The following is a 13,094-nucleotide window of genomic DNA, read 5'->3' as shown; positions in this document are numbered from 1 at the left end:
CAAGGAGAGATCAACGTGGATTTCACCCTTCCCGAACACCTTCCCGGCGTGTTGGCCGAGATGGACGCCTTCATCGAGGCGGAGATCAAGCCGCTGGAACGCGAGCACATCCAGTACTTCGATCATCGTCGGGAGAATGCCCGTACCGACTGGGACAACGGCGGCATCCCGCGCCGGGAGTGGGAAGATCTGCTCGGGGAGATGCGTAAGCGGGCGGACAAAGCAGGCTGGTTGCGGTACGGGCTGCCCGCCCAGTTCGGTGGCCGCGACGGTTCCAATATCGACATGGCCGTTATCCGGGAACACTTGGCGCACAAGGGACTCGGGCTGCACAACGACCTGCAGGACGAGTCCTCGATCGTCGGTAATTTCCCACAGGTCATCATGATGGACCGGTTCGGCACCGACGCGCAGAAGAAGGAATGGACCGAGGCGCTGATCACCGGTGAACGCTCGATGGCGTTCGGACTCACCGAACCCGACCACGGATCGGATGCCACCTGGCTGGAGACCACCGCGGTCAAAGACGGTGACGGATGGATCATCAACGGCGCCAAGCGATTCAACACGGGCGTGCACCGGGCCACGCACGACCTGGTGTTCGCCCGCACGTCCGGCGAACCCGGCCAGGCCCGCGGCATTTCGGCGTTCCTGGTGCCGTGCGACTCGCCCGGCTTCACCATCCCGTACTACTGGTGGACCTTCAACATGCCCACCGATCACGCCGAAGTGGAACTCAAAGACGTCCGGGTTCCCGACGACGCGGTGCTGGGTGACGTGGACCGCGGCCTGGAAGTAGGCCAAACGTTTCTGCACGAGAACAGAATTCGGCAAGCGGCCAGCAGCCTGGGCGCCGCGCAGTACTGCATCGACCGGGCGGTGACCTACGCGGGCGAACGCATCGTGTTCGGCAAACCGCTGGCGGTGAACCAGGCCGTACAGTGGCCGCTGGTGGAACTGCAGACCGAGGCGCAGATGGTGCGGCTGCTGGTCTATTACGCCGCAACACAATTGGACCAGAACCATCACATGCAGGTCTCTGACAAGGTGTCGATGGCGAACTACCGGGCCAACCGGCTGGTCTGCGAGGCCGCCGACCGGGCCATGCAGGTGCTCGGCGGCATCGGCTACAGCCGGCACGAGCAGCTGGAACACATCTACCGACACCACCGGCGCTACCGGATCACCGAGGGCGCCGAGGAGATCCAGATCCGCCGAGTTGCCCAGCGGCTGTTCAAGTTCGGCAAAAAGTGACACTGGCTGAGGACCTGGGCACCCTGCTGACCGATGTCACGGGCAGCCGGGTGGGGATCGACAATTTGCGCCCGCTCACCGGCGGCGCCAGCCGCACCACCTGGGCATTCGACGCCGTCACCGACGCCGATCGCCGGGCGCTGATCCTGCGCACCGGCCCGCCCGACGACGTGCACGCCGGCATGGAGTTGGAGGCCCGCGTCCAGGCCGCCGCGGCGGCGGCCGGCGCGCCCGTCCCACATGTGCTGATCGCCGACGATTCGGTTGCGGCCCTGGGTAATCCGTTCCTGATCTGCGACGAGATCAAGGGCGAGACCATTGTTCGACGCATTCAGCGTCAGCTCACCGACGAGGAATCCCGCCGGCGGCTGCTGCGCCAGTGTGCGCAGGCCATCGCCGCGGTACACCGGGCCGACCCGGACATCCCCGGTCTGACCGGCGAGGACCCGATCGGTCAGTGGCGCGAACGGCTCGACGAGATGGGCGACACCACCGCCACCTTCGAATGGACGTTTCGCTGGCTCGAGGCCAACCGACCGTCCGCGCCGTGGCCCACCGTGCTGGTGCACGGAGATTTCCGGATGGGCAACCTCATCGTCGACGGGTCGGACCTGGCAGCGGTGCTGGACTGGGAATTGGTGCACACCGGCGCGCCGTATGAGGACCTGGCCTGGTTCTGTGTGCGCGCCTGGCGGTTCGGCGCACCGGCCGGACGCGGTGCCGGTGGTCTGGGCAGCATCGAGAGTTTCCTGCGCGCCTACGAGGAGGCTGGCGCGACCAGCGTCGACCGGGTGGCGTTTCACTGGTGGCTGGTGCTGGCCACGCTGCGCTGGGGCGTCATCTGCCGGTACCAGGCCGAGCGTCATCTGAGCGGGCAGACCCGCTCGGTCGAGCTGGCCACCATCGGCAGGCGGGTGTGCGAGAACGAATGGGACCTGCTGGACCTGCTCGAGGAGGTGTCATGACCGCCGACCTGTACGGGCGTCCCACGGCCGCCGAACTGGTCGCCGCGGTCGCCGAGTTCCTGGAAACCGAAGTCCGGGAGGCGACCACCGGGTCGGTCAATTTCCACGCACGGGTGGCAGCCAACGCCCTGCGCATGGTCGAACGCCAACTGCTCGAGACCGGAGCGGTCGACATCCGCGCGGCACTGGCCGGGCTGGGATTTGCCGACGAAGCCGCCCTGGCCGCCGCCATCCGGGCCGGCGACCTGGACGCGCCGGACGACGCCGTCGTCCCCGTCCTGCGTGAGCTGGTCCGCCACCGGTTGGCCGTCGCGCATCCCGGATACGAGAACCACGAGGAGCCCGGTTCATGACCGACACCGCGTCCGCAACCATCGTCGAGACGGCCGAGCGGTTGTTCACCGCGATCACCAACGGCGACCACACCGCCGTAGCGAACCTGTGGAGCGACGACATCGCGGTATGGCGGACGGGCGGGCGGCGCGGCCCCACCGCATACGACGACAAGTCCCGGGCGCTGCGGGTGATCAGCTGGTTCCTCTCGATCACCGCCGAGCGCAGCTACGAAGTGCTGGATCGACAGGTCTTCGACGGCGGGTTCGTGCAGCAGCACCTCCTGCATGCCACCGGCCATGCCGGGCAATCCATCGCGATGCGGGTCTGCATAGTCATCAAGGTGGACAGAGCAGGCCTCATCGATCGGATCGAGGAATACTTCGACCCCGGGGACCTCGCACCCTTACTGGATCGGCAGGGGGAATAAGGATGACAACGCTGGAGAGTCTGCTCGCCGACCCGGAGAGCACCGGATCGTGGACTCTGGTGCCGGACCGCTCGTCGGTGGGTTTCCGGATCAGGAACATGTGGGGCGCGCTGCCCGTCAAAGGCAAGTTCACCAAATTCAGCGGCGACGGCCGGCTCGCCGCTGACGGCACCGTTGCGGGACGGTTCACCATCGTGGTCACGTCCCTGCACACCGGCATCGGCCGTCGCGACCGGCACCTGCTGTCCGCTGACTTCTTCGACGCCCAGCGCTTCCCGACAATCACCGTCCTGGTCAACGAACTGCAGCCGGGTCCGGGCAAGAGCGCCGAGCTGCGCACCGATTTCACCATCAAAGGCGTCAGCCAACCGGTGACGCTGCCGGTGACCATCACCGAGCAGGACGACGGTTCGGTGCAGATCCGCGGCGAGACGCAGCTCGACCGGACCCGGTTCAACGTGGACTGGAACAAGATGGGTGTCATGTCCGACACCGTCACCGTGTCAGCAGAAGCCGTCTTCGTGCGATCCTCCGGGACCGCGTGAATTACGATCTGGACCGTGCCTGACTCGAGCAGCCCCCTGAAGATCCTCGTCTACAGCGACAACGTGCAGACCCGCGAGCAGGTGATGCAGGCGCTGGGTAAACGGCTGCACCCGGACCTGCCCGAGTTGAGCTATGTCGAGGTCGCGACCGGCCCGATGGTGATCCGGACGATGGACGAAGGCGGCATCGACCTGGCCATTCTCGACGGCGAAGCGGCACCGACCGGCGGCATGGGCATCGCGAAACAACTCAAGGACGAACTGTCCAGCTGTCCGCCGATCCTGGTCCTGACCGGCCGGCCCGACGATGCATGGCTGGCCAACTGGTCACGCGCCGAGGCCGCAGTGCCTCACCCGCTCGACCCGATCGTGCTGGGCCGCACGGTGCTCAACCTGTTGCGCGCGCCTGCGCACTGATCCGGTACAGCTCAGGCGCCGCGGACCTGAATGCGCTCCGGCTCGGTTGCCCGGGGACGGAACTGGGCCTCCGCCGATTCCGCATCTGCTTCCGGCGCGGCCTCCGATGCCCGGAAAGTCGACACCGGGATGCCGGATCCGCTCGCCGCGGCGGCGCGCGTCGCTTCGCCCGGGGCAGCGGCGACCGCGATACCGGGCGCGGCCGTCGGCAGCACGCTCATCGCCGGAACCTCGGCCTCCGGGGTCACCGACTCCTCCGCCACCGGCGCTTCGTCCTTCTCGGCCTTCTCGGCTTGCTTGTCCTGCTCTGATTCCGCCGACTTCGTCGGAACCGGCACCGACGGCCTGTCGCCGAGCAATCCGGCCATGGCCAACCCGCCGACCGCCATCGGCATCATGGCGAAGCCGCCGAGGCCGGGACTCACCACGCCGGGACTGGCGACGCCGGGGTTGGCGGTCGTGGCGCCTGCGCTGCTCGCCGCGGCAGGCGCGGCCGCCGCACCGCCGTCGCTGTACGCCGACGGGTCACCGGCTGCGGCACCGGCCGACGCCATCCCGGGATCGGTGCCGCCCATGCCACCGGCAGCACCACCGCCGCCCGCCGCGCTGGCAGCGCCGGTGCTGACCGGGCCCGCCCCGCCCTGGGCGCCACCGCCGCCACCGGCGGCCGCACCGTTACCGCTACCCGCACCCGATCCGGCCAGCGCGCTGAGTCCGCCGGCCAAGCCGCCGGTCAGCGCCGGGAAGCTCTCGAGCACGGTCTGCCACGGCACCACCTGCGCGGCGGCCGCCGCGGCACCGGCGTAGTAGCCGGCCATCGCGGTGACGTCCGCGGCCCACATCTCCTCGTAGATGTTCTCGGCCAACGCGATCAATGGCGCATTCTGACCGAACAGGTTCGACATCACGAGCTGGACGAAGGCATTGCGGTTCTGCTCCACAGCTGCTGGATGAACGGTCGCCGCGCGGGCCGCCTCGAACGCGCTCACGACCGCTCTCGCCTGCCCGGCCGCCCCCAAGGACTGAGATGCCGCCGCTGCCAGCCAGCCCGCGTACGGCGCCGCGGCGGCCGCCATCGCCGCCGCCGCCGGGCCCTGCCACGCCTGTCCGGCCAGGTTCGAGATCACCGATCCGAACGATTCGGCAGCCGACCCCAACTCCGCGGCCAGGCCGTCCCACGCGGCGGCCGCCTGCAACATCGGCGCGCTACCCGCGCCGAGGAACATGCGCAAGGAGTTGATCTCCGGCGGTAGTGTGAAAAAGTTCACAGGTCGCGTCCTCCCAGATCGGCCGTCGGCGGCTTTTGCGAACGCCGCAAATCCCGGCAGCAGTCCAGTGGCAAGGGTAACAACAAGCGCTCCGAGACGTCTGCCGGTCGCCGGAATCAACCGCATCTTGCCTGGCTACACGCCTGAATTCGAGCTTTTCGACAGTCCTGTACCACTGGGCGCCGTCCCGGCACGATCCGAGTTGACAGGCAAGGATTTATGACATGTCCAAGAGCTTGACCCCGGACATGTGCCCCGGGCGCCGCGCGACTATGTTGAAGGTCACTGTGACGGTCCACATGCCCGGTCCGTCACACGTGTCATGCGCTGGGCCAGCCCGGATGTCACCGGCGGCCGCTGCGCTGGCGGCCCAAACGACGGATGGCGGAGCGAGTTGAATCCCTACATACCCATTTTCGTGCTCGCGGGCATCGGCGCAGCCTTTGCCATCGGATCGGTATTCCTGGCGAGCATCACCGGTCCGACTCGCTACAACAGGTCGAAGCTGGCAGCCTACGAATGCGGCATCGAGCCCACCGAGACCGGGTTCAGCGGACCGAACGCACCCACCGGTCAGCGCTTCCCGGTGAAGTATTACCTGACCGCGATGTTGTTCATCGTCTTCGACATCGAAATCGTGTTCCTCTATCCGTGGGCGGTCAGTTTCGACTCGCTGGGGACCTTTGCCCTCGTCGAGATGGTCATATTCATGCTCACGGTTTTCGTGGCCTACGCATATGTGTGGCGCCGCGGGGGCCTGACGTGGGATTGAGGTAGGACGTGGGACTCGAAGAACAGCTGCCCGGCGGGATCCTGCTGTCGACGGTCGAGAAGGTCGCGGGCTATGTCCGCAAGAATTCGCTGTGGCCGGCGACGTTCGGATTGGCCTGTTGTGCGATCGAGATGATGGCGACGGCCGGCCCGAGGTTCGACATCGCCCGGTTCGGCATGGAGCGCTTTTCAGCGACGCCGCGCCAAGCCGACCTGATGATCGTCGCGGGCCGGGTCAGCCAGAAGATGGCGCCGGTGCTGCGCCAGATCTACGACCAGATGGCCGAACCCAAGTGGGTCCTGGCGATGGGCGTGTGCGCATCTTCGGGTGGGATGTTCAACAACTACGCCGTGGTGCAGGGCGTGGACCATGTGGTGCCGGTGGACATCTACCTGCCCGGTTGTCCGCCGCGGCCCGAGATGCTGTTGTACGCAATCCTGAAGCTGCACGACAAGATTCAGGAGATGCCGTTGGGCGTCAACCGGGAGCGTGCCATCGCCGAGGCCGAAGAGGCGGCCATGGCGGCCAGGCCCACGATCGAGATGCGCGGAATGCTGCGATGAGCTCACCGGACAAGGATCCGCAGGGCGCAGCGGTCACCCCGGGCGTCCAGGTGCCGGTGGGCGGCGAAGTGATCGACGTCCGCCGCGGCATGTTCGGGGTGTCCGGCACCGGCGACACCTCCGGTTACGGTCGGCTGGTCCGCAAAGTGACACTGCCCGGTGGCAGCCCGCGCCCCTACGGCAGCTACTTCGACGACATCGCCGACCGACTGGGCGAGGCCCTGTCGCGCGACGGCGTCGAGTTCGACGAGGCTATCGAGAAAGTGGTGGTCGACCGCGACGAACTCACGTTGCACGTGCACCGGGACCTGCTGCCGCAGGTGGCTCAGCGCCTGCGCGACGAGCCCGAGCTGCGGTTCGAGCTGTGCCTGGGCGTGAGCGGGGTGCACTACCCCAACGAGACGGGCCGGGAACTGCACGCGGTGTACCCACTCAAATCGATCACGCACAACCGTCGGCTGCGACTGGAAGTGTCTGCGCCAGACAGTGATCCGCACATCCCGTCACTGTTCGGTATCTACCCGACCAACGACTGGCACGAGCGCGAGACCTACGACTTCTTCGGGATCATCTTCGACGGACACCCGTCGCTGACCCGCATCGAGATGCCCGACGACTGGCACGGGCATCCGCAACGCAAGGACTACCCGCTGGGTGGTATCCCGGTCGAGTACAAGGGCGCGCAGATTCCGCCGCCCGACGAGCGCAGGGGTTACAACTGATGAGCACCACGGAAACCCTCGTCGTCGCCGGCGGCCAGGACTGGGACAAGGTCGTCGACGCCGCGCGCAACGCCGATCCCGGGGAGCGCATCGTCGTCAACATGGGCCCCCAGCACCCGTCCACTCACGGCGTGCTGCGGCTGATCCTCGAGATCGAAGGCGAGACGGTGACCGAGGCCCGGTGCGGGATCGGCTACCTGCACACCGGAATCGAGAAGAATCTCGAATACCGGTACTGGACGCAGGGCGTCACCTTTGTGACCCGGATGGATTATCTGGCACCGTTTTTCAACGAGACGGCGTTCTGCCTGGGCGTGGAGAAGCTGCTCGGCATCACCGACGAGATCCCCGAACGGGTCAACGTCATCCGGGTGATGATGATGGAACTGAACCGGATTTCTTCGCACCTGGTCGCGCTGGCCACCGGTGGGATGGAACTGGGCGCCATGACACCGATGTTCGTCGGCTTCCGGGCCCGTGAGATCGTCCTCACCCTGTTCGAGAAGATCACCGGCCTGCGGATGAACAGCGCCTACATCCGGCCGGGCGGACTGGCACAAGACCTGCCGCCCAACGGGATTGACGAGATCGCCGCCGCCCTCAAGGAGCTGCGGGTCCCGCTTCGCCAAATGGGCGAGCTGCTCAACGAGAACGCCATCTGGAAGGCCCGCACCGAGGACATCGGTTACCTGGACCTGACCGGTTGCATGGCACTGGGCATCACGGGTCCGATTCTGCGTGCCACCGGGCTGCCGCACGACTTGCGCAAGAGTGAACCGTATTGCGGATACCAGGACTACGAATTCGACGTCATCACCGAAGACACCTGTGACGCCTACGGGCGCTACATCATCCGCGTCAACGAGATGTGGGAGTCGGTCAAGATCGTCGAGCAGTGTCTGGACAAGCTCAAGCCCGGCCCGACCATGGTCGAGGACCGCAAAATCGCTTGGCCCGCAGACCTTTACGTGGGCCCTGACGGGATGGGCAACTCACCCGAGCACATCGCCAAGATCATGGGCAGCTCGATGGAGGCGCTGATCCATCACTTCAAGCTGGTGACCGAGGGCATCCGGGTGCCAGCCGGCCAGGTGTACGTGGCGGTGGAGTCACCGCGCGGCGAACTCGGCGTGCACATGGTCAGCGACGGCGGTACCCGCCCCTATCGGGTGCACTACCGGGACCCGTCGTTCACCAACCTGCAGTCCGTCGCCGCAATGTGTGAGGGTGGCATGGTCGCCGACCTGATCACCGCCGTCGCCAGCATCGACCCGGTCATGGGCGGAGTGGACCGATGACAGTTCCGAATGTCGGAAGTAACGGTGGCGAAAGGGTTTTCCTCCGGCTCGGACCGCCGCCGGAGGAGCCGAGCCAGTTCGTCGTTGAGGGTGCGCCGCAGTCGTACCCGCCGGAAGTGCACTCGCGCCTGGAGGTCGAGGCCAAGGAGATCATCGCCAAGTACCCGAATAAGCGTTCGGCGTTGCTGCCGTTGCTGCATCTGGTGCAGGGCGAGGACTCCTACCTGACGCCGGCCGGTCTGGAATTCTGTGCGCGGCAACTGGATCTGACCGGTGCCGAGGTTTCGGCGGTGGCCAGCTTCTACACCATGTACCGGCGCGGTCCGACCGGTGACTACCTGGTGGGTGTGTGCACCAACACGCTGTGTGCGGTGATGGGCGGCGACGCGATATTCGACGACCTCAAAGAGCATCTCGGCATCGGCAACGACGAGACCACACCCGACGGCACCGTCACCTTGCAACACATCGAATGCAACGCCGCCTGCGACTTCGCACCGGTGGTGATGGTCAACTGGGAGTTCTACGACAACCAGACTCCGCAGTCCGCGCGCGAACTCGTCGATTCGCTGCGCGCCGGCGAACCGGTCGCGCCCACCCGGGGCGCACCGTTGTGCAAGTTCCGTGAGACGTCACGAATCCTGGCGGGCCTGCCGGATCAGCGTCCGGACGAAGGGCAGGGCGGCGCGGGAGCGGCCACCCTGGCCGGGCTGCGGGTGGCCAAGGAGAACGACATGGAAGCGCCGACCCCTGCGGGAGGCCAGTCATGACCACACCACTGACGCCGGTCATCAGTCGCTACTGGGACGATCCCAAGTCCTGGACCATCGAGACCTACGAACGCCACGACGGATACCGGGCCATGAAGAAGGCCCTGGCCATGGCGCCCGACGACGTGATCGGCGCGGTCAAGGACTCCGGGTTGCGCGGGCGCGGCGGCGCGGGTTTCTCCACCGGGACCAAATGGTCGTTCATCCCGCAGGGCGATTCCGGCGCCGCGGCCAAACCGCACTACCTGGTGGTCAACGCCGACGAGTCCGAACCCGGTACCTGTAAAGACATTCCGCTGATGCTGGCCACCCCGCACGTCCTGGTCGAAGGCGTCATCATCGCCTCGTACGCGATCCGGGCCACCCACGCCTTCATCTACGTGCGCGGCGAAGTGGTGCCGGTGCTCCGACGGCTGCAGAACGCAGTGGCCGAGGCCTACGCCGCCGGCTATCTGGGCCGGGACATCGGCGGCTCGGGATATGACCTGGAGCTGGTGGTGCACGCCGGTGCGGGCGCCTACATCTGCGGCGAGGAAACCGCACTGCTCGACTCGCTGGAAGGGCGCCGCGGCCAGCCTCGGCTGCGTCCGCCGTTCCCGGCTGTGGCGGGTCTCTACGGATGCCCGACCGTGATCAACAATGTCGAGACCATCGCCAGCGTCCCGTCGATCATCCTGAACGGAGTCGAGTGGTTCCGTTCCATGGGTAGCGAGAAATCGCCCGGCTTCACGCTGTATTCGCTGTCCGGACACGTCACCAACCCCGGTCAGTACGAGGCGCCGCTGGGCATCACGCTGCGCGAGTTGCTCGACTACGCCGGCGGGATCCGGGCCGGGCACCGGCTCAAGTTCTGGACCCCGGGTGGGTCGTCGACGCCGCTGCTCACCGACGAACACCTCGACGTGCCGTTGGACTACGAAGGGGTCGGCGCGGCCGGTTCCATGCTCGGCACGAAGGCGCTGGAGATCTTCGACGAAACCACCTGCGTGGTACGGGCGGTGCGGCGCTGGACGGAGTTCTACAAGCACGAATCCTGCGGCAAGTGCACGCCGTGCCGGGAGGGCACCTTCTGGCTGGACAAGATCTACGCCCGCCTGGAAACCGGGCGCGGCACCCGCGAAGACCTGGACAAGCTGCAGGACATCGCGGACGCGATCCTCGGAAAGTCGTTCTGCGCGTTGGGTGACGGCGCCGCCAGTCCGGTGATGTCGTCCCTGAAACTCTTCCGCGACGAATACCTCGCCCACGTCGAGACGGGCGGCTGCCCGTTCGACCCCCGCGATTCGATGCTCACGTTGGATGGAGTAAGCGCGTGACCCAAACTGCCGACACCGAAAACCGCGTCGCTCAGCCGGAGATGGTGTCCCTCACCATCGATGACACCGAAATCAGCGTTCCCAAAGGAACTTTGGTGATCCGGGCGGCCGAGCTGATGGGTATCCAGATTCCCCGGTTCTGTGACCACCCGCTGCTCGACCCGGTCGGTGCCTGCCGGCAGTGCCTGGTCGAGGTGGAGGGTCAGCGCAAACCGCTGGCGTCGTGCACCACCGTGTGCACCGACGACATGGTGGTGCGCACCCAGCTCACCTCGCCGGCGGCCGACAAAGCCCAGCACGGCGTGATGGAACTGCTGCTGATCAACCACCCGCTGGACTGCCCGATGTGCGACAAGGGCGGCGAGTGTCCGCTGCAGAACCAGGCGATGTCCAACGGTCGCGCGGAGTCCCGCTTCACTGACCCCAAGCGCACTTTCGCCAAACCGATCAACATCTCCTCGCAGGTGCTGCTGGACCGCGAGCGCTGCATCCTGTGCGCCCGCTGCACCCGGTTCTCCGAACAGATCGCCGGCGACCCGTTCATCGACATGCAGGAGCGCGGCGCCCTTCAGCAGGTCGGCATCTACGCCAACGAACCGTTCGACTCCTACTTCTCCGGCAACACGGTGCAGATCTGCCCGGTGGGCGCGCTGACCGGGATGTCCTACCGGTTCCGGGCCCGCCCGTTCGACCTGGTGTCCAGCCCGAGCGTCTGCGAGCACTGCGCGGGCGGCTGCGCGACGCGCACCGACCACCGCCGCGGCAAGGTGATGCGTCGACTGGCCGGCGACGACCCGGAAGTCAACGAGGAGTGGGTCTGCGACAAGGGCCGCTGGGCCTTCACGTACGCGACCCAGCCCGACGTGCTGACCACTCCCCTACTGCGGGACGCCGACGGCACCCTGCAACCCGCGTCCTGGTCGCACGCGATCGTGGCCGCGGTCCAGGGACTGACTGCTGCCCGCGGCCGGACCGGAGTGCTGGTCGGCGGCCGGGGCACCTGGGAAGACGCCTACGCGTATGCCAAGTTTGCGCGAATCGTGTTGAACACCAACGACATCGACTTCCGCGCCCGACCGTACTCCGCCGAGGAGGCGGACTTCCTGGTGGCACGGGTGGCGGGCCGGCCGGTCACCGTCAGCTACTCGGATCTGGAGACCGCACCGGTGGTGGTGCTGGTGGGCTTCGAACCCGAGGACGAAGCGCCGGGAGTGTTCCTGCGGTTGCGTAAGGCGGCGCGCAAGAACGGCGTCCCGGTGTACGCGATCGCCCCGTTCGCCACCCGAGCGCTGAAGAAGATGTCGGGTCGGCTGGTGCAGACCGCGCCCGGGGATGAGCCGTCGGCGCTGGACGGTCTGGCCACCGGCGAGGTGGGCGACCTGCTCAGCACCCCCGGCGCAGTGATCCTGGTCGGTGAACGCCTGGCCACCGTGCCTGGCGGGTTCTCCGCCGTGGCGCGGCTGGCCGACTCGACCGGGGCGCGGGTGGCGTGGGTGCCGCGGCGGGCCGGTGAGCGCGGAGCGTTGGAAGCCGGGGCGCTGCCCGGGCTGTTGCCCGGTGGCCGTCCGGTGTCCGACGACGCCGCCCGCGCGCAGGTGGCCGCTGCCTGGCATGTCAACGAATTGCCTGCCGAGACAGGACGTGACGCCGACGGCATTCTGGCCGCCGCGACCGACGGGACGTTGGGTGCGCTGCTCGTCGGCGGGATCGAACCCGGCGACTTCGCCGATCCCGACGCGGTGCTGGCCGCGCTGGACGCGGCGCCGTTCGTAGTCAGCCTGGAACTGCGGCACAGCGCCGTCACCGAACGAGCCGATGTGGTGTTCCCGGTCGCGCCCACCACGCAGAAGTCGGGCGCCTTCGTCAACTGGGAAGGCCGCTACCGCGGTTTCGAACCGGCGTTCCGCGGCACCTCGCTGCAGGCCCGCCAGTCCGACCACCGGGTGCTCGACACGCTGGCCGACGAGTTGGGCATCCACCTGAACTGCTCGACGGTGGAATCGGCTCGCGAGGAACTGTCCGCGCTGGGTACCTGGGACGGCAAGCGCGCGGCCGGCCCGCAGGTCGAGGCCGCGCCGCCCGGTCAGCCCGGCTCGGGTGAAGCGGTGCTGACCGGTTGGCGGTTGCTGCTGGACGCCGGTCGCGGGCAGGACGGCGAACCGCATCTGGCCGGGACCGCACGCAAACCGGCGGTTCGGCTGTCGGCCGGCACCGCTGCCGAAATCGGGGCGGTCGACGGTGCCGACGTCACCGTGAGCACGGACCGCGGCTCAATCACGTTGCCGCTCAACATCACCGACATGCCCGACCGGGTGGCCTGGCTGCCACTCAATTCGCCGGGTTCGGCGGTGCACCAGCAACTGGGCGTGACGACCGGCGCCGTCGTGCAGCTATCAGTGCAGGTTGCGGCGGGCAGCGATGTGCAGGAGCTGAGCGTATGA

General features: G+C 67.3%; 13 protein-coding genes and 1 pseudogene. 13 read left to right on the top strand and 1 reads right to left on the bottom strand.

Annotated features, from left to right (window positions below):
* Positions 1–15 precede the first annotated feature (15 nt).
* The 6 genes from ACZYZ9_RS17635 to ACZYZ9_RS17610 are packed head-to-tail and all read left to right on the top strand — an operon-like array spanning position 16 to position 3,944.
* Positions 16–1,254: an acyl-CoA dehydrogenase family protein gene (locus tag ACZYZ9_RS17635; RefSeq protein WP_463827562.1), complete on the top strand. Its 1,239-nt coding sequence runs from the start codon at positions 16–18 to the stop codon at positions 1,252–1,254.
* Positions 1,255–1,268: 14 nt separating this feature from the next.
* On the top strand, positions 1,269–2,219 hold the full coding sequence (locus ACZYZ9_RS17630) for a phosphotransferase family protein (RefSeq protein WP_463827779.1): 951 nt from the start codon (positions 1,269–1,271) through the stop codon (positions 2,217–2,219).
* Complete coding sequence (locus ACZYZ9_RS17625) at positions 2,216–2,572, top strand: DUF6285 domain-containing protein (RefSeq protein WP_463827561.1); 357 nt, start codon at positions 2,216–2,218, stop codon at positions 2,570–2,572. Before ACZYZ9_RS17630 ends, ACZYZ9_RS17625 begins: the two co-directional genes overlap by 4 nt.
* The gene (locus ACZYZ9_RS17620) at positions 2,569–2,982 is read left to right on the top strand and encodes a nuclear transport factor 2 family protein (RefSeq protein ID WP_463827560.1); all 414 of its coding nucleotides are present in this window, start codon (positions 2,569–2,571) and stop codon (positions 2,980–2,982) included. The genes ACZYZ9_RS17625 and ACZYZ9_RS17620 overlap by 4 nt, the downstream gene beginning before the upstream one ends.
* 2 nt (positions 2,983–2,984) lie before the next feature.
* Entirely contained in the window at positions 2,985–3,527 is a 543-nt protein-coding gene (locus tag ACZYZ9_RS17615; protein WP_463827559.1) for a YceI family protein, read from the top strand.
* Between the two features lie 15 nt (positions 3,528–3,542).
* Positions 3,543–3,944, top strand: coding sequence for an Rv3143 family two-component system response regulator (locus ACZYZ9_RS17610; RefSeq protein ID WP_463827558.1), 402 nt, complete (start codon positions 3,543–3,545; stop codon positions 3,942–3,944).
* A gap of 769 nt (positions 3,945–4,713) precedes the next feature.
* On the opposite strand, the pseudogene ACZYZ9_RS17605 reads toward ACZYZ9_RS17610, so the two are convergent.
* Positions 4,714–5,212: pseudogene (locus ACZYZ9_RS17605) on the bottom strand (PPE family protein); the annotation flags it as partial.
* Positions 5,213–5,606: 394 nt separating this feature from the next.
* Here ACZYZ9_RS17605 and ACZYZ9_RS17600 point away from each other — a divergent pair.
* From ACZYZ9_RS17600 to ACZYZ9_RS17570, 7 genes are read left to right on the top strand one after another with little or no spacing between them, the layout of a single operon-like run.
* The gene (locus ACZYZ9_RS17600; protein ID WP_463827557.1) at positions 5,607–5,984 is read left to right on the top strand and encodes an NADH-quinone oxidoreductase subunit A; all 378 of its coding nucleotides are present in this window, start codon (positions 5,607–5,609) and stop codon (positions 5,982–5,984) included.
* Between the two features lie 8 nt (positions 5,985–5,992).
* Positions 5,993–6,547: a NuoB/complex I 20 kDa subunit family protein gene (locus ACZYZ9_RS17595; RefSeq protein WP_463827556.1), complete on the top strand. Its 555-nt coding sequence runs from the start codon at positions 5,993–5,995 to the stop codon at positions 6,545–6,547.
* On the top strand, positions 6,544–7,269 hold the full coding sequence (locus ACZYZ9_RS17590) for an NADH-quinone oxidoreductase subunit C (RefSeq protein WP_463827555.1): 726 nt from the start codon (positions 6,544–6,546) through the stop codon (positions 7,267–7,269). Before ACZYZ9_RS17595 ends, ACZYZ9_RS17590 begins: the two co-directional genes overlap by 4 nt.
* Positions 7,269–8,567, top strand: coding sequence for an NADH dehydrogenase (quinone) subunit D (gene nuoD, locus ACZYZ9_RS17585; RefSeq protein ID WP_463827554.1), 1,299 nt, complete (start codon positions 7,269–7,271; stop codon positions 8,565–8,567). The genes ACZYZ9_RS17590 and nuoD overlap by 1 nt, the downstream gene beginning before the upstream one ends.
* Entirely contained in the window at positions 8,564–9,337 is a 774-nt protein-coding gene (nuoE, locus tag ACZYZ9_RS17580; RefSeq protein WP_463827553.1) for an NADH-quinone oxidoreductase subunit NuoE, read from the top strand. The genes nuoD and nuoE overlap by 4 nt, the downstream gene beginning before the upstream one ends.
* Positions 9,334–10,653: an NADH-quinone oxidoreductase subunit NuoF gene (gene nuoF, locus ACZYZ9_RS17575; RefSeq protein WP_463827552.1), complete on the top strand. Its 1,320-nt coding sequence runs from the start codon at positions 9,334–9,336 to the stop codon at positions 10,651–10,653. The genes nuoE and nuoF overlap by 4 nt, the downstream gene beginning before the upstream one ends.
* Positions 10,650–13,094: an NADH-quinone oxidoreductase subunit G gene (locus ACZYZ9_RS17570; protein WP_463827551.1), complete on the top strand. Its 2,445-nt coding sequence runs from the start codon at positions 10,650–10,652 to the stop codon at positions 13,092–13,094. The genes nuoF and ACZYZ9_RS17570 overlap by 4 nt, the downstream gene beginning before the upstream one ends.

This window comes from Mycobacterium sp. IDUB_28 (genome assembly GCF_055419285.1).
This window is presented reverse-complemented; position numbering and strand designations above follow the sequence as displayed.